Source organism: Aeromonas sp. 602200 (genome assembly GCF_049173895.1).
In the GTDB taxonomy this organism is placed as follows: Bacteria; Pseudomonadota; Gammaproteobacteria; order Enterobacterales; family Aeromonadaceae; genus Aeromonas; species Aeromonas veronii_A.
The window spans coordinates 78,148-94,014 of sequence record NZ_JAAKSL010000006.1 but is presented as its reverse complement, the minus strand read 5'-3'; the positions used below and the strand labels follow the sequence as shown (position 1 = coordinate 94,014).

Below are 15,867 nucleotides of genomic sequence, written 5' to 3'. Positions count from 1 at the left end.
AATACAAAAAGTTGGAGGAGAAGCACAGTTTTTCTGCACTTCCCCTTACCATAAAGAGGTAGATCTGAGGGTCTCAGGATTGGAATGCCAGCGCCCGTTTTTCACACCAGCGAAAACCAATTGTTAACAATCCGTTCATCGCCAGATAAAGCCCGCCAGCCACCCCGAACACCGCCAGGGTATCGTAGGTCTGGGCGTTCAACCCCTGCGCCAGCCCCATGATGTCCATGATGGTGATGGTACTGGCGAGGGAGCTCCCCTTGAGCACCAGGATCACCTCGTTGGAGTAGGCAGGCACCAGATGACGGGCGGCGTGGCGCACCTTCATCCACAAGGTCTGGCGGCCGTTAAAGCCAAGCGCACGACACGCCTCCACCTCACCGGCCGGGATGGCATCGAGCGCCCCCTTGAACAACCGGGTGGAGTAGGCCGCCGTATTGAGACCCAGCGCCAGCACGGCGCAGAACCAGGGCTGCTTGAGCAGCGGCCAGAGCAGGCTGGCTTTCAGCCACTCGAACTGGCCCGGCCCGTAGTAAATCAGGAAGATCTGAATGAGCAGCGGCGTACCGGTAAAGAGCAGCACCCACAGCTGCACCAGCTGGGTCGCTACCGGCAGGCGCAACTCCAGCACCCAGGTCATCAGGGCCGCCAGCACAATCCCCAGCAGCAGGCTGAACAGGGTCAGCTCCAGCGTGGTGACCAGACCGCCCAGCAACGTAACGAGATACTCTTGCATCAGTTAGCCTCCGTAGCGGCGGGTGTAGCGGGCAGCCAGCCCGAGGCCATATTCACTCACCAGACTGATGGCCAGATAGATGAGGGCCGCAGCGGCATACCAGGTGAAGGGCTGATAGGTACTGGCCGAGGCCATCTGGGCCTGACGCATCATCTCGTTGACCCCGATAAGCGACACCAGCGCGGTATCTTTCAGCAACACCAGCCACTGGTTGCCGAGGCCCGGCAGGGCATGGCGCCACGCCTGCGGCAACACGATGCGAAAGAAGATGTGGCTCTTGCTCAAACCCAACGCCAGCGCCGCCAACCGTTGACCTGAAGGCACCGCATTGAGCGCCGCCCGCAGGGTCTGGGTCGCATAGCTGGCGAACAGCAGGGAGAGCGCCAGCACGCCACAGGCGAACGGGCTGAACTCCACATACTCGCCAGTGATGAGGAACAGCACCTGGGTCGAGCCGAAGTAGATGAACAGCACCACCAGCAACTCGGGCAGGCCACGGATCAGCGTGGTCAGGGTGGCTACCGGCCACATCAGCGCCCGCTGCTTGCTGAGCTCGGCGGCACTGAACGCCAGTGCCAATACCATGCCCCCGACCAGTGATGCCAGGGCCAGCCCGAGGGTCATCCAGGCTGCATCCAACAACAGGCTCAACATGGCTTACTGCGCGAAGTATTTGTCGAAGATTTTCTGATAGGTGCCGTTGGCCTTGATCTCGGCCAGCCCCTTGTTCAGCTGGGTCAGCAGCTCCTGATTGCCCTTGGCGACCGCGATGCCAAAGCCGGTACCGAAGTACTTGGCATCCGTCACCGGCGCACCCACCACCGCATACTCCTTGTGCTGCTTCAGCCAATCGGCAGCAACGGCGGTATCGGCAAAGACACCGTCGGTACGGCCATTCATCATGTCGAGGAAGGCGCTCTGGTAGCTGGCGTACGGCACGGTCAGCAGGCCCTTGCTCACCCAGTTATCCACCAGATAGGACTGGTGAGAGGTACCGTTCTGCACACCGACTGTCTTGTCGACCATCTCTTCCGGCCCCTTGAAGGCACCTTTCTTGGCGACGAATACTGCCGAGTTCTCGTAGTAGATGTCGGAGAAGTCGACCTGCGCGGCCCGCTCCGGGGTCACGTCCATGGCGGCGATGGCGGCATCGTAGCGACGGAATTTCAGGCTAGGGATCAGGCTGTCAAAGGCCTGGTTGTGGAAGCTGCACTCCAGCTTGGCCTGCTCGCAGATGGCGCGGGCCAGATCGATGTCAAAACCCTGAAACTCGTTCTTGTCATCCAGGTATTCGAACGGCGCGTAGGTGGCCTCGGTGGCGAACTTGATCTCTTTGGCCATGGCGGAGGTACTCAACAGGCCCATGGCAGCAACCAACAACAGACTCTTTTTCATGACAGCTTCCTTATCGATTCAATATCAATGCATCAAGAATTCGGCAAACCGGCTGGTTTGCGGGGATTGGAAAATGGCAGCGGTGCCGGATTCGATGATCCGCCCCTTCTCCAGATAAATCACCTGGCTGGCTACCTTGCGGGCAAAGTCGACCTCGTGGGTCACCACCACTTGGGTAATGCCGGTCTGGCTCAGGTTACGGATGATCTCGGCCACCTCCTTGGTGATCTCGGGATCGAGGGCAGCTGTCGGCTCGTCAAACAGCAGCACTTCCGGGTCCATCATCAGGGTACGGGCAATGGCCACCCGCTGCTGCTGACCGCCGGAGAGACGGGCAGGCCAGGCATCGCGCTTGTCGGCCAGTTGCAGCTGGGCCAGCAGGTAGGCACCCTTCTCGATGGCGGCCTCCTTGCTCATGCCGAGCACCTTGACCGGCGCTTCAATCAGATTCTCCATCACAGTGAGATGTGGCCAGAGATTGTACTGCTGGAACACCATCCCCACCTTGCGACGCAGCAGTTGGGACTGGCGGTTGAATTCGGCAGCAGAGAGGGAGTTCGGGAAAGAAAATTCACTTTCACCAATCCGCAGAACACCCGCATCCGGGGTATCCAGTAGGTTCATCATCCGTAGCAGGGAACTCTTGCCAGCACCGCTCGGGCCCAGCAACACCAAGGTTTCACCGGGGGATGTCCGAAAGCTGACCTGTTGCAGAACCGGCACCTTGTGCCAGGACTTCTCGATACCTATTAATTCAATACCCATACAGCCCAATTGAATAAGTTTTCAAAATTTCATCCCGATTCTATCCCTAATAAAGGTTGATGCAAGCCATTTTTGAATCAATATGCAGAACAAGCGCCGCTTCCTTGCAAAAAACGGCATATGAATGCAAAATGGCCCCGCTGTTCGTATCTGCCGCCTGTATCGCACAGGCCGCCACACCTCCTCATTCGTGAGACCAAGATGAAACACAACGACAAGCAAGAAAAACTGGCCAAGGCCTTTAAAGCCTTGCTGAAAGAAGAGCGCTTTGGCTCCCAGGCAGAAATCGTCACCGCCCTGCAAGAGCTGGGCTTCGAGAACATCAACCAGTCCAAGGTATCGCGCATGCTGAGCCGCTTCGGCGCCGTTCGCACTCGCAACGCCAAGATGGAGATGGTCTACTGCCTGCCGGTGGAACTGGGCGTACCCACCACCTCCAGCCCGCTCAAGAATCTGGTGCTGGACGTCGACCACAACGGCGCACTGGTAGTGATCCACACCAGCCCGGGCGCAGCCCAGCTGATCGCCCGCCTGCTCGACTCCCTCGGCAAGGCAGAGGGGATCCTCGGTACCATCGCCGGTGATGACACCATCTTCATCACCCCGACCAGCGACACCGATATCGAAGAGCTCTACCTCTCCGCCCTCGAGCTGTTCGAACAGACTCCGTAATGGCCGCCACCGCGTCATAGCGGTCACGCCAGAACGAAAAATCCCGGCCAAGGCCGGGATTTTTGTTTTCTGAGTCTTCGTCAGGCGGGCTTATTTGCCCTGCGCCATCAGAAAACCTTCCGATGGGGCGAAGAAAGCCGCGCCGGTCACTGCCTTGGTGAAGCGCAGCAGGTGGTCGAAGTGGCTGCCCTCCCCCTTGTACATGCTGGCCAGCATGGCGTTGAAGTGCTGCGGTGTACGGCAGCAGGAGATGAAATAGAGCCCCTGCTCGGTCATGGTGCCCCAGGGCATGCTCTGGCGCAGGATCTCCATGGACTCCCCTTTCGGGGTCTTGAGGTTGACCCGCTTGATGTGGGCGGTCAGCGGCTTGGCAGCAGACTCATACTCGATGTTGTCGGGCTTGGTGCGACCGATAATGTCTTCCTGCTCTTTCTGCGCCAGCTTCTCCCAGTCGCTCATGGCGTGGACCCAGCGCTGAACGTGGATGTAGGAGCCACCGGCAAACTCGCCATCGGCCACCAGCGCCACTTCGGCACGGTGTGCATCCTGCGGGTTCTCGGTGCCATCGACGAAACCAGTCAGGTCGCGGCAATCCAGGTTGCGGAAGCCACGCACCTCTTCGGCCAGCTCGACCAGTCCGGCCAGCAGCGCCATCACACGGTGACCGGCGTGGTGCAGCACATCCACCCGATCGGCGCGCAGCTGAATAAAGAGATCAAACGGGGTGTTGGGGGCTTCCTGACCGTTGGCGGATTGCGCCATAAAGCTGCGGAACTGGGGCGGACGGGCGGCAGGGTAGAGACCATCCCAGGCATCGGCGCCAACGGCAACCAGACCGCTGAAACCGGCATCGGGGAAATCGGCGGCGACCGCCTGCCACAGGGCGGGCAGTTTGGCCAGACGGCCGACCAGTTCGGCGGCGTCACCAGTGCGATTGAACATCAGATAGAGGGCGTGCAGATTCGGCTCTGCGCAGATCCCGGCTTGGGCTTTCATAAATCTCTCCCCTGAGTAGGCGTTAGCGTTACGGGCTATTTGCGTTGCGCGATTATAAACCAGAGTGGATCCAGTTCTTTGATTTCACGACGATATCACGCGTTCAGGGCAAAGGATCAAACAACACCAGCCCATGGGGGGCGACCTTGATCCGTGCCCGCATCCCATCAAGGGGCTCGCCAATGCTCGCCTCCAGCTGCAGATCGCCACACTCGAACAGCACCCGGCAGTGGTGGCCGAGGAACTGCTGCTCCACCACCTTGAGCTCGCCATCTGCGGCGCTCTCCAGCAACAACTGCTGGGGTCTGAGCATCAGCTGCAACTGCTCACCCACCGCGCGGCCATGAGGCTCGCTGCCACAAATGACCCCGAGTGCCGTCTGCACGCAGTGGCTGTCCACCACCTCGGCAGCCAGATAGTTGACCCCGCCGAGAAACTCCGCCACGAAGCGGTTTTGCGGGCGGCGATAGAGCTGCTCAGGCTGGCCCACCTGCTCGATGTGACCGGCGCGAAACAGCGCCAGCCGATCGGCGAAGGCGAACGCCTCCTCCTTGCTGTGGCTGACGAAGATGGCGCCGATCCCCTGCTGCTTGAGCAGGGCGCGGATCTCGAGGATCAACTTCATCCGCACCTGGGTATCGATGTTGGAGAAGGGCTCATCCAGCAGCATCAGCCGCGGCTTGCACACCAGCGCCCGAGCGATAGCCACTCGCTGCTGCTGGCCACCGGAGAGCTGGTGAGGATAGCGATCCCCCAGCCCCTGCAGATTGACCAGCGCCAGCGCCTCGTCCACCTGCTGCTGTCGGGCACCGCGGTCGAGTTTGGTCAGCCCGAAACCGACATTGTCAGCTACCGTCAGGTGGGGGAAGAGGGCGTAATCCTGAAAGATCATCCCGATATTGCGCGCCTCGGGCGGCACGCTGGCACCCGGCCCGTCGAGCAGGATATCGCCGAGGCGAATCGAGCCCTCTGCCAGCGGCAGCAGCCCGGCGATAGCCTTGAGCAGCGTGGTTTTGCCGCAGCCACTGGCTCCCAGCAGGCAGACGATCTCGTTGTCTGCCACCGTCAGGGAGAGCTGCTCCAGCACATTGCGGCCGTTGTAACGGCAGCTGACATTTTCAACCTGCAAACAGGACAAGGCTGACTTCCTCTCGTTTCTGGCGGCGCGCTGCCTTCGGTTCAGCACACCGCATGCAATTTCATTGACCGACGCGGCGACTCAGTGGCCCGGACTGTCCAGACTGCGGTTGACCCAGATCAGCGGCAACAGCCCCACCAGCACAATGACGATAGCCCCCAGCGCGCCGCGCTCCAGCATCTCGTCCGAGACGAACTGATAGACGTGGGTCGCCAGAGTATCGAAGTTGAACGGCCGCAGCAGCAGAGCGGCGGGCAGCTCCTTCATGGATTCGATGAACACCAGCATGGCACCGGCAAACAGGCCACGGCGCACCAGCGGCAGATGGACCCGGCGCAGCATGCCGCCATCCCCTTGCCCAAGAGAGCGGGCAGCCATGTCGAGGCTGGGGGAGATCTTGCCCATACTGCTCTCCACCGAGCCGATGGCGATGGCCACAAAGCGTACCAGATAACCGAACACGATGGCGGTGATGGTGCCGGTCAGCAGCAGGCCCGGGCCCTGACGCCCCAGCCACTCGGCCAGATCGTTGATGGCAAAGTCGAGGGCGGTGAGCGGCACCAGCACCCCGATGGCGAGCACGGTACCCGGCATGGCGTAGCCCATGGCGGCGATGCGCAGCGGCAGCAGACTCTTGATCCCGCCATCGAGACGACGGAAGAAGCCGAGCAGCAGGGCGATGCCCATCGCCAGCAGGGCGGTCAACGCCGAGATGAGCAGACTGTTGCCGGCGAAGCGGACAAACTCCGGCGTCCACGACAACTCGAAGTAGCGCACCCCGTAATCGAGCAGGATGACGAACGGCAGGCCGAAACCGGCCAGCACCAGCCCCCAGCACCAAAAAGCGGCCAGAGCGCGACTCATCCCCTTGAGCGGATAGCGCAGCGGCTGCTCATGACCCATGGACTTCTGGAACACCTGCTGCCGACTGCGAGAGCGGCGCTCCAGCGCGATCAACAGCACCACTGCCAGCAACATCAGGCAGGAGAGTTTGGCCGCGGTGGCCAGACTGCCATAGCCGAGCCAGGTGTCGTAGACCGCCGTGGTCAGGGTGTTGATGGCAAAGAAGTGGACGGTGGCGAAATCGGCCAACGTCTCCATCGCCACCAACGACACCGCCACCATGATGGCCGGGCGCGCCAGCGGCAGACTGAGGCGGCGAAAGCTCTGCCACGGGGTACAGCCGAGCAGGCGGCTGGAATGAATGAGGCTGACTGACTGCTCCAGAAAGGAGGCGCGGGTCAGCAAATAGACATAGGGGAACAGCACCAGTGCCAGCACCCAGGCTGCGCCACCAAGGGAGCGAATGGCAGGAAACCAGTAATCGGCCGGACTGTTCCAGCCAAAGAGTGTTCGCAACCCAGCTTGTAGCGGGCCCGAGTAGTCGAGCAGGTCGGTATAGACGTAGGCGACGATATAGGAGGGCATGGCCATTGGCAGCATCAAAGCCCACTGCAGGGCGCGCCGCCCCGGTACCTGACACATGGCCACCAGCCAGGCGGTAGGCACGCCAAACAGCAAGCTGAGCAATACTACGCCGACCACCAGCCCCAGGGTATTGCCCAGATAATCGAGCAGCACGGTATCGGCGAGGTGGCGAAACAGCTCCCCCTCAGCCGAGAAGGCAGAGAAAAGCAGGGCTATAACCGGTAAACCCAGCAGCAGGGCGATGGCCCAGCTGCCGGTCATCCATCCAAAATTTTTCATGAGACCACAGATGTTGATGGGGCCGTTGGCCCCATCTGATTACAAATCGAACTTCACTTCATCCAGCAACTGCAAGGCGTCCTTGCGGTGCTTGGCGTAATCGCTGACCGGTAGTGCGTCAGACTTGAAACTGCCCCAGGACTTGACCATGGCGGAAGGCTCGACTCCGGCCTTGACCGGATATTCGGCGTTCACGTCCGCATACATGTGCTGGGCGGTGTCGCCAGCCAGAAACTCCATCAGCTTCTGGGCCTCGGCCTTGTTCTTGGCATACTTGGTCATGGCCACGCCGCTCACGTTGACGTGGGCACCGCGGTCAGCCTGGTTCGGGAAGTTGATATAGACCGCATCCGCCCAGGACTTCTGCGCCGGATCTTTCAACATGGCGCCCAGATAGTAGCTGTTGCCGAGTGACACGTCACAGATACCATCCTTGATCGCCTTGACCTGATCCCGGTCGTTGCCCTGCGGCTTGCGCGCCAGGTTGGCCTTGACCCCTTCCAGCCAGGTTTTGGTCTCGGCCATACCGTGATGGGCAATCATGGAGGAGACCAGCGCCACATTGTACTCATGCTTGCCGCTGCGGGTGCAGATTTTTCCTTTGAATTCAGGCTTGGCCAAGTCTTCGTAGCTGATGGTCTCGAGCTTGCCGAGGCGATCCTTGCTGGAGTAGATGGCGCGAACCCGGGTGGTCAGGGCGAACCAGCGATTCTCCGGATCACGATAGATGGCGGGGATGTTCTCCTGCAGGATCTTGCTGTCTACCGGCTGCACCAGCCCCTTGTCCACCAGATCGGTCAGACGGCTGATATCGACGGTCAGCATCAGGTCGGCCGGAGAGAGTTTGCCTTCCCGCTCCAGACGCTCGTTCAACCCCTCTTTGGCGAACACCACGTTCACCTTGATGCCAGATTCCTTCTCGAACTGCTGGATGATGGGCTTGATCAGCTCATCCTGGCGGTTGGAGTAGACATTCACTTCCCCGGCCGCCAATGCCGACTGAGCCGCCAACGCAGAGAAAGCCAGTGCCAACATCTTCATTTTCATCATCCATTCCTTGATTAGCTATACAGAGTGATAACGATTTCCGTTTGCATTCTGCATACATCTTATAAGCGGATCAAGAAAGCTCGCCGTCGCCACATCACATATTTAATCGCCCATAAATGAAAAGGGCCGGATGGAATCCCATTCGGCCTCTCCTGAGCAAAACGTTATGTTGATCAGGCTTCAATAAGCGCTCACGCCATCGGGATGCCCCGAGGTCGGGAGGTCAACAGATCTGTACGTCACGGATGCGGTTCATCACAGCGCCTCGTCGTCACTCTCGCCGGTGCGGATGCGCACCGCTTGCAGCAAGTCGTAGACAAAAATCTTGCCGTCGCCGATCTTGCCGGTATAGGCCGCCTTGCAGATCGCCTCGATCACCCCTTCCACGTTATCATCGGCGGTAGCAATCTCCAGCTTCACCTTGGGCAGGAAGTCGACCTGATACTCGGCTCCCCGGTATAATTCGGTGTGTCCCTTTTGGCGGCCAAATCCCTTGACCTCGGACACGGTCAGCCCTTCCACCCCCAGGTTGGCAATAGCCTCGCGGACATCGTCCAACTTGAACGGTTTGATAATCGCACTAATCAGCTTCATCTGGTTGCTCCCAATCCATGGTGTGTCATGAATCGGGTTTCAATTCTTATGCCAAGTATTTTTATTGTTATATTTCATGTAGATAGAGTTTAATGCCGGCGCCATTCGTCAGGCTCATCCCCATAACCGGCCAGCACGCCCCATAATGAGGCACCATGCTGCAGCGGTCAGCGGGTATGCACCAAACAAGAGCAAAACAGCATGTTAGTTATCTCCAACAGCGTCACGATTCCCTGGCATGAGCTGCAATTTCAGACCATGCGGGCACAGGGCAACGGTGGACAGCACGTCAACAAGACCGACTCCGCCGTCTGGTTGCGCTTCGATTACCGCAACTCTCCCAGCCTGACGCCTCTCTACAAGGAGGGTCTCGACAAGCTGAGCGACAGCCGGGTACACGACGGCTTTATCCTGATCCGGGTCGAGAGCCATCGCAGCCAGGACATGAACCGCAAGGAGGCGATGAGCCGTCTGGTGGAGTTGCTGAAGAAAGCAGCCTGGCGCCCCAAGGCTCGTCATGCCACCAAGCCGACCCGCAGCTCCCAGCGCAAACGGGTTGATGCCAAAAAGCGCAAGGGGGATATCAAATCCACCCGCGGCAAGCTTGTGTTGGACTAACCCTGGCCTGAGGATGACAGAATGAAATACAGCTTTTGCGACAGTGCCCGTGGCCCCCTGCTCATTGCCATCGATCAGGATGGCCTGCGCTATGTGGAGTTTGTGCAGGGGGAGCAGCCGGTAACTCCGACCGATGAGTGGCTGCGTGATGACCTGGATCTTGCTCCTTTCGTCGAGCAGTTCACCGCCTATTTCGCCGGAAAATTGCAGCAGTTCGATCTGCCCATGGCTGCGAAGGGCACCCCGTTCCAGCAAACGGTGTGGAACGCTTTGTGTGATATCCCCTATGGCGAGACCGTGAGCTATCTCGAGATTGCCCAGGCGATAGGCAATCCCAAGGCGGTCCGGGCTGTGGGCGCTGCCAACGGGCGCAATCCGCTGAGCATCATTGTGCCCTGCCATCGGGTGATCGGACGCAGCGGCGAGCTGACCGGCTATGCTGGCGGCATTCCCATCAAGCGCTGGTTGCTGGCACTGGAACAGGCAGGCACAGCATTCGAGCTGGCCCCATGAGACGATGACCGCCCCGGAGAGGGGCGGGACAATATCGCGACCAGAATGAAAAGGATTTCAATCAGTGGCCACGCTTTGCTGACAAGATGAACAGAAAATGAAGAATCGCCTCAGAACTACTTCAGATTGAGCTTGGCATGATAGCTCCATACTTGAATGGCACGGCTCATTCGCTGATTCAAGTAGCACCCATGTGACGCTTCCAATCTGTCTTTTTCCCCGCGCCTCCTCTGAGGCGCTTTTTTTGTGGCAACACAACAGGCCACCCTCTGACTGAGTGACCTGAGCATCGCACGCTCTGCACCTCCACAAAGACAAGAGACGAAGGATCCCCCTTGGCCTCTGGCGTTATCGCTGGCTACTCGCTCTGGGGCAGGAACTGCAGCTCTGGCGCAGAAGAGGTCAGCACATCGGCGCAATAATCCCAAGTGGAGATGCGATAGTGCTGCAGATCTTCATCCAGATGCAGGCCGTCCGACTCCTGATGGAACCAGCTGGCAAAACGGGATGGGGTGATGAGCTGGATCTGCTCTTCGATGGCGTGGCTATCCTTCCCCTCGGCCAGATCACAATCCTCGATAACCCGCAGGGCGTAGATATGGCGAAAATAGACCCGGCAGAGGATTTGCGGGGGCAGATCGATGCTGCGTGCCCGCCCCAGCATGATGGTCAGAGAGTCGCTCCAGAGATCCTGATGCAGCTCGGCAACGACCAGCCCGGGCGGTAGCTGGCGGGACGGAGCCCAAGGTACGGCAACCTGCCGAATGGCATTTTTCTGTTCCATATTCACCTCACGACGACTCGCTCCCTGTCTTGAGTCTATCTGAACCACATAGTCCCGGCGAAGGCAATCGATGGACAATAAAAACGGCAATAAAAAAGCCGACGTATCAAACGTCGGCGAATAAAAAGTGCTTACAACAGAGGATTCACATATTCAGACCCGCGGGTCGAAAGATTGGTTCCCTCTTTTTGTAATTAATTTTCGGCGCGTTTAAACATCAGAGTATTGGCGTCCGACTCTTCCGGTACGAAGTAGTAGCCCTCGGCGTTGAAACCGGTCAGCTGCTCCACCTCGGTCAGACGGTGCTTGATGATGTGGCGAGCCATCATGCCGCGCGCCTTCTTGGCGTAGAAGCTGATGATCTTGAACTGGCCGTTCTTCTCATCCTTGAACACCGGCGTGACGATCCGCCCTTTCAGGCTCTTGGGTCGTACCGACTTGAAATACTCGTCGGAGGCCAGATTGATCAGCACCTCATCCCCCTGGGCTGCCAGCGCGTCGTTGAGGTGATGAGTGATCACCTCCCCCCAGAACTGGTAGAGATCCTTGCCGCGACTATTGTCGAGCCTGGTCCCCATCTCCAGTCGATAGGGCATCATCAGGTCGAGGGGACGCAACACTCCATAGAGGCCGGAGAGCATCCGCAGGTGTGCCTGAGCGAAGTCAAAATCGGCCTCGCTGAAATCCTCTACCGCCAAACCGGTGTAGACATCCCCCTTGAAGGCCAGCAGCGCCTGACGGGCATTGGCGGGGGTGAAATCTGGCTGCCACTCGGCAAAACGGGCGGCATTGAGACCGGCCAGCTTGTCGCTGATCTTCATCAGAGTGGCGATCTGGTCAGGGCTCAGTTGGCGGGCCCAGCTAATCAGTTCGGCGGAGTGATCCAGCAGCTCGGGTTGGGTGAAACGGGGTGTCACCAGCGGTGACTCGTAATCCAGCGTCTTGGCCGGGGAAACCACAATCAGCATAACGTTCCTTTCTGGCTAGGGGCCGAACAGCGGATCGGCCCCATGTTTCATTCATCCAGCGTCACATTTTCCAGTGTGCCGGACCCCAGCTGCTCGCGACCGGAGAGCTTGATCAGCAGCCGCAGGTCGTTGGCCGAGTCGGCATGGGCGAGGGCCTCACTGTAGCCAATCTGGCCGGCGCAGAACAGGCTGAAAAGCGCCTGATCGAAGGTCTGCATGCCCAGTTCGGCAGATTTGGTCATCACCTCCTTGAGACGGTGCATCTCTCCCTTGCGGATGATGTCGGTGATGAGCGGGGTATTGAGCAGGATCTCGAATGCCGCACTGCGCCGCAAACCATCGACACTCGGCACCAGTTGCTGGGCGACAATGGCTCTGAGGTTGAAGGAGAGATCGAACAGAAACTGGCGATGTTTCTCCTGCGGCACCAGATGGAGGATGCGATCCAACGCCTGGTTGGCGTTGTTGGCATGCAAAGTGGCGAGACAGAGATGGCCAGTCTCGGCGAACTGAAGGGCAAACTCCATGGTCTCCTGACTGCGGATCTCGCCGATCAGGATCACGTCCGGCGCTTGACGCAGCGAGCTTTTTAGCGCCACATCGAACGACTCGGTATCGATCCCCACCTCCCGCTGGGTCACCAGGCTACGGCCATGCTGATGGACGAACTCCACCGGGTCTTCCACCGTCAGGATATGACCATCGGCATGCTGGTTGCGATAGCCGATCATCGCCGCCTGAGTGGTCGATTTACCCGCCCCGGTGGCACCGACAAACAGCACCAGCCCGCGCTTGGCCATCGCCACCTCCTGCAGGATCCTGGGGAGCTGCAGATCTTCAAAGGTGGGAATGCGGGTCTCGATACGACGAATCACCATACCGGGCAGCTCCTGCTGCCAGAAGGCGCTGACCCGAAAGCGACCCAGCGCCTCGCGGTAAATCGCGTAGTTGGCCTCCTTGGTGCGGACATAGCGCTCGAAGTGATCGCTGCTGAGGGTATCCCTGACCAGCGTCAGCGCCCCTTTCTTGTCGAGCGGCTCTCCCCCCAGCGACACCAGATGGCCGTTCACCTTGAGAATGGGCGGCGATCCCACCGTCACAAACAGATCCGATCCCTTTCGCTCGACCAGCTGGCTCAACAGATCATCCAGATTCATCATTTATCCCTCCCTGGGTACAAGTCGCTTAAATGCTGTTGGGATCAACGGCCTTGGCCTTGGCATCGAGGGATGCCACCACGCCACGACTCACCAGCTGCTTGAGGCTCTGATCCATAGTCTGCATGCCGTGGGTCATCCCGGTCTGGATCACCGAGTAAAGCTGGGCAATCTTGTCCTCCCGGATGAGGTTACGCACCGCCGGAATGCCCATCATGATCTCGTGAGCCGCCACCCGACCGCCACCAATGCGCTTGAGCAGGGTCTGGGAGATGACCGCCCGCAGGGATTCGGAGAGCATGGAGCGCACCATGTCCTTCTCCGCACCAGGGAAGACGTCGATGATACGGTCGATGGTCTTGGCCGCCGACGAGGTGTGCAGGGTGCCAAACACCAGGTGGCCGGTTTCGGCGGCAGTCATGGCCAGCCGGATGGTCTCAAGGTCACGCATCTCGCCAACCAGAATGATGTCCGGGTCTTCCCGCAGGGCCGAGCGCAGGGCGTTGCTGAAGCTCTTGGTATCACGGTGTACTTCCCGCTGGTTCACCAGGCAGCGCTTGTTCTCGTGGACGAATTCGATGGGGTCCTCGATGGTGAGGATGTGATGATGGAAGTTCTCGTTGATGTAGTTGACCATGGCCGCCAGGGTGGTCGACTTACCGGAACCGGTCGGGCCGGTCACCAGCACCAGACCCCGCGGGAACTCGGCGATCTTGCGGAAGATCTCCGGCGCATCGAGATCCTCGAGGCTCAGCACAGTGCTGGGGATGGTACGAAATACCGCGCCCGAGCCGCGCGCCTGCTGGAAGGCGTTAACCCGGAAACGGGCCAGATTGGGCACCTCGAACGAGAAATCGACCTCGAAGTTCTCCTCCAGCTCCTTGCGCTGATGGTCGTTCATGATGTCGTAAATGAGGGCATGCACTTCCCGGTGTTCCAGGGCGGGCAAATTGATCTTGCGAACCTCACCATCAACCCTGATCATCGGGGGAACCCCAGCCGAGAGGTGTAGATCCGAGGCTTTATGCTTTACACTGAAAGCCAATAACTCTGTGATATCCATAGACTTGTCATTCTCCCATCACAAGATCACTAACGAAATATGAACCAGATTGCCCAGCACCTGTTTCAGGTAAAAGAACGTATTGCCCAGGCCGCCGAACGGGCGAGCCGCAACCTGCAGCTGATCCGCCTGCTGGCCGTGAGCAAGACCAAGCCGGTCGAGGCCATCATGGCCGCCCATGCCGCAGGTCAGCGCTGCTTTGGCGAATCCTACGCTCAGGAAGCAGCAGCCAAGATCGACACCTTGCGCCAGCAGCCGGAATATAGCGACATAGAGTGGCACTTTATCGGCCCTTTGCAATCGAACAAATCCAAACTGGTCGCCGAACGATTTGACTGGGTGCAGAGCGTGGATCGGGACAAGCTGATCGAGCGCCTCAACAACCAGCGTCCCGCCAGCATGGCACCGCTAAATGTTTGTCTGCAAATCAATATTAGCGGAGAGAGCAGCAAATCCGGAACGTCGGAACAAGAGATTTTCCGCCTTGCCGATCTGGTCTCTCAAAGTGAGCGACTGGTGCTGCGGGGACTGATGGCTATTCCAGAGCACACCAGTGACGAGAGCATACTGGCCGCCCAAATGACCCGTATGCAGACTCTGTTCACCGAGCTTGCGCGACAATACCCCACGGTGGATACCCTCTCGATGGGCATGACCGAGGATCTTGAACTGGCGATCGCCCACGGCAGCACCATGGTGCGGGTCGGCACCGCCATCTTCGGCGCCCGTGACTACTCATAGGCAAGGCCAGCGGATAACCCATACGTCCGCCTCTTGCCGCGACTTCATCAACAGGAGCGTTTGATGGAACACCGAATTCTGGCGTCAGGTGGTGCAGGCAGCGCCAATCCCGCCGCGACCCCATGTGCAACAGGAGCATCTGATGCAGCATAGAACGCTGGCCTTTATCGGCGCGGGCAACATGAGCCGCAGCATCATCGCCGGACTGGTCAAGGCGGGTTATCCCGCCGGGCAGATCACTGCCGCCAACCCCAGTCTGCCCAAGCTGGAGACGCTGGCGAGGGAACATGGCATTCGCATCACCCAGAGTAATGCCGAGGCGGCCCGAGGCGCCGAAGTGATCGTACTGGCAGTCAAGCCGCAGCTGATGGCAGGCATGCTGGCCGCTCTGGTTGCCGAGCTGGGCTCCCTTGAGGGCAAGCTGCTCATCTCCATCGCGGCTGGCATCAAGGTGGCGCGGCTTGGCGAGATGGCCGGTGGCCATGACCGCATCATCCGCACCATGCCCAATACCCCTGCCCTGCTGGGTCTGGGCATGACCGGTCTCTATGCACCCGAACATATTGCCGCAGTGGATCGTGACTTTGCCGAGCAGATGATGCAGGCGGTCGGCAAGACCCTCTGGGTAGAGCAGGAGTCTGGCATCAACGGCGTCATCGCCGCGGCGGGCAGTGCTCCGGCCTACTTCTTCCTCTTTATGCAGGCGATCGCCGAAGAGGCGGAGGCGATGGGTTTCTCGCCCGATCAGGCACGCCTGCTGGTGCAGCAGACCGCGCTGGGCGCAGCCGCCATGGTGGAGCAGAACCCTGAGCTGGCGCTGCAAACCCTGCGTGAGCAGGTGACCAGCAAGGGCGGCACCACAGCCGAAGCCATCAAGACATTCCAGCAGCAGGGGCTGATGCCGCTGACTGCGCAAGCCATGCAGGCGGCCGTTGCTCGCGCCACCGAAATGGAAACCCTCTTCTAACAG

Annotated in this window: 18 protein-coding genes; 5 read left to right on the top strand and 13 right to left on the bottom strand. The window is 59.5% G+C overall.

What is annotated here, in order from left to right:
- Positions 1 to 73 precede the first annotated feature (73 nt).
- From artM to G5221_RS09605, 4 genes are read right to left on the bottom strand one after another with little or no spacing between them, the layout of a single operon-like run.
- Positions 74 to 736 carry an arginine ABC transporter permease ArtM gene (artM, locus tag G5221_RS09620; protein ID WP_421212785.1) on the bottom strand — a complete coding sequence of 221 codons (663 nt, stop codon included), beginning with the start codon at positions 734 to 736 and terminating at the stop codon, positions 74 to 76.
- Positions 737 to 739: 3 nt separating this feature from the next.
- Complete coding sequence (gene artQ, locus G5221_RS09615; RefSeq protein ID WP_005341398.1) at positions 740 to 1,390, bottom strand: arginine ABC transporter permease ArtQ; 651 nt, start codon at positions 1,388 to 1,390, stop codon at positions 740 to 742.
- A gap of 3 nt (positions 1,391 to 1,393) precedes the next feature.
- Positions 1,394 to 2,131, bottom strand: a complete 738-nt coding sequence (locus G5221_RS09610) for a transporter substrate-binding domain-containing protein (protein WP_040067430.1) — start codon at positions 2,129 to 2,131, stop codon at positions 1,394 to 1,396.
- A gap of 24 nt (positions 2,132 to 2,155) precedes the next feature.
- Positions 2,156 to 2,896 carry an ATP-binding cassette domain-containing protein gene (locus tag G5221_RS09605; RefSeq protein WP_005357971.1) on the bottom strand — a complete coding sequence of 247 codons (741 nt, stop codon included), beginning with the start codon at positions 2,894 to 2,896 and terminating at the stop codon, positions 2,156 to 2,158.
- Positions 2,897 to 3,097: 201 nt separating this feature from the next.
- Between G5221_RS09605 and argR the strand changes: the two genes are divergently transcribed.
- On the top strand, positions 3,098 to 3,568 hold the full coding sequence (argR, locus tag G5221_RS09600) for a transcriptional regulator ArgR (RefSeq protein ID WP_005340378.1): 471 nt from the start codon (positions 3,098 to 3,100) through the stop codon (positions 3,566 to 3,568).
- 90 nt (positions 3,569 to 3,658) lie between these two features.
- Here argR and G5221_RS09595 read toward each other — a convergent pair whose 3' ends face one another.
- The 5 genes from G5221_RS09595 to glnK form a co-directional block, all read right to left on the bottom strand.
- The gene (locus tag G5221_RS09595) at positions 3,659 to 4,564 is read right to left on the bottom strand and encodes a Dyp-type peroxidase (RefSeq protein ID WP_266134745.1); all 906 of its coding nucleotides are present in this window, start codon (positions 4,562 to 4,564) and stop codon (positions 3,659 to 3,661) included.
- Positions 4,565 to 4,667: 103 nt separating this feature from the next.
- On the bottom strand, positions 4,668 to 5,702 hold the full coding sequence (locus G5221_RS09590; RefSeq protein ID WP_266134744.1) for an ABC transporter ATP-binding protein: 1,035 nt from the start codon (positions 5,700 to 5,702) through the stop codon (positions 4,668 to 4,670).
- 81 nt (positions 5,703 to 5,783) lie between these two features.
- A complete protein-coding gene (locus tag G5221_RS09585) occupies positions 5,784 to 7,409 on the bottom strand; it encodes an ABC transporter permease (protein ID WP_266134743.1) in 1,626 nt (541 codons plus the stop codon).
- A gap of 39 nt (positions 7,410 to 7,448) precedes the next feature.
- Complete coding sequence (locus G5221_RS09580; protein WP_021230948.1) at positions 7,449 to 8,456, bottom strand: Fe(3+) ABC transporter substrate-binding protein; 1,008 nt, start codon at positions 8,454 to 8,456, stop codon at positions 7,449 to 7,451.
- Between the two features lie 258 nt (positions 8,457 to 8,714).
- Complete coding sequence (glnK, locus tag G5221_RS09575; RefSeq protein ID WP_005341406.1) at positions 8,715 to 9,053, bottom strand: P-II family nitrogen regulator; 339 nt, start codon at positions 9,051 to 9,053, stop codon at positions 8,715 to 8,717.
- Between the two features lie 201 nt (positions 9,054 to 9,254).
- Here glnK and arfB point away from each other — a divergent pair, with 201 nt between their 5' ends.
- Both arfB and G5221_RS09565 read left to right on the top strand, forming a co-directional pair.
- Entirely contained in the window at positions 9,255 to 9,671 is a 417-nt protein-coding gene (arfB, locus tag G5221_RS09570; RefSeq protein ID WP_110304039.1) for an alternative ribosome rescue aminoacyl-tRNA hydrolase ArfB, read from the top strand.
- 21 nt (positions 9,672 to 9,692) lie between these two features.
- Positions 9,693 to 10,184: a methylated-DNA--[protein]-cysteine S-methyltransferase gene (locus tag G5221_RS09565; protein WP_128834955.1), complete on the top strand. Its 492-nt coding sequence runs from the start codon at positions 9,693 to 9,695 to the stop codon at positions 10,182 to 10,184.
- Between the two features lie 358 nt (positions 10,185 to 10,542).
- Here G5221_RS09565 and G5221_RS09560 read toward each other — a convergent pair whose 3' ends face one another.
- The 4 genes from G5221_RS09560 to tapT form a co-directional block, all read right to left on the bottom strand.
- Positions 10,543 to 10,968, bottom strand: a complete 426-nt coding sequence (locus tag G5221_RS09560; RefSeq protein WP_005340360.1) for a hypothetical protein — start codon at positions 10,966 to 10,968, stop codon at positions 10,543 to 10,545.
- 194 nt (positions 10,969 to 11,162) lie between these two features.
- Positions 11,163 to 11,936, bottom strand: a complete 774-nt coding sequence (gene yaaA / locus G5221_RS09555) for a peroxide stress protein YaaA (protein WP_421263166.1) — start codon at positions 11,934 to 11,936, stop codon at positions 11,163 to 11,165.
- Positions 11,937 to 11,983: 47 nt separating this feature from the next.
- The gene (tapU, locus tag G5221_RS09550; protein WP_421263180.1) at positions 11,984 to 13,093 is read right to left on the bottom strand and encodes a type IVa pilus ATPase TapU; all 1,110 of its coding nucleotides are present in this window, start codon (positions 13,091 to 13,093) and stop codon (positions 11,984 to 11,986) included.
- Positions 13,094 to 13,121: 28 nt separating this feature from the next.
- Positions 13,122 to 14,156 carry a type IVa pilus ATPase TapT gene (gene tapT / locus G5221_RS09545; RefSeq protein WP_005340354.1) on the bottom strand — a complete coding sequence of 345 codons (1,035 nt, stop codon included), beginning with the start codon at positions 14,154 to 14,156 and terminating at the stop codon, positions 13,122 to 13,124.
- A 39-nt stretch (positions 14,157 to 14,195) separates the two neighbouring features.
- Between tapT and G5221_RS09540 the strand changes: the two genes are divergently transcribed.
- Both G5221_RS09540 and proC read left to right on the top strand, forming a co-directional pair.
- On the top strand, positions 14,196 to 14,897 hold the full coding sequence (locus G5221_RS09540) for a YggS family pyridoxal phosphate-dependent enzyme (RefSeq protein ID WP_421263165.1): 702 nt from the start codon (positions 14,196 to 14,198) through the stop codon (positions 14,895 to 14,897).
- A gap of 142 nt (positions 14,898 to 15,039) precedes the next feature.
- Positions 15,040 to 15,864, top strand: a complete 825-nt coding sequence (proC, locus tag G5221_RS09535) for a pyrroline-5-carboxylate reductase (RefSeq protein WP_421263164.1) — start codon at positions 15,040 to 15,042, stop codon at positions 15,862 to 15,864.
- Positions 15,865 to 15,867 lie beyond the last annotated feature (3 nt).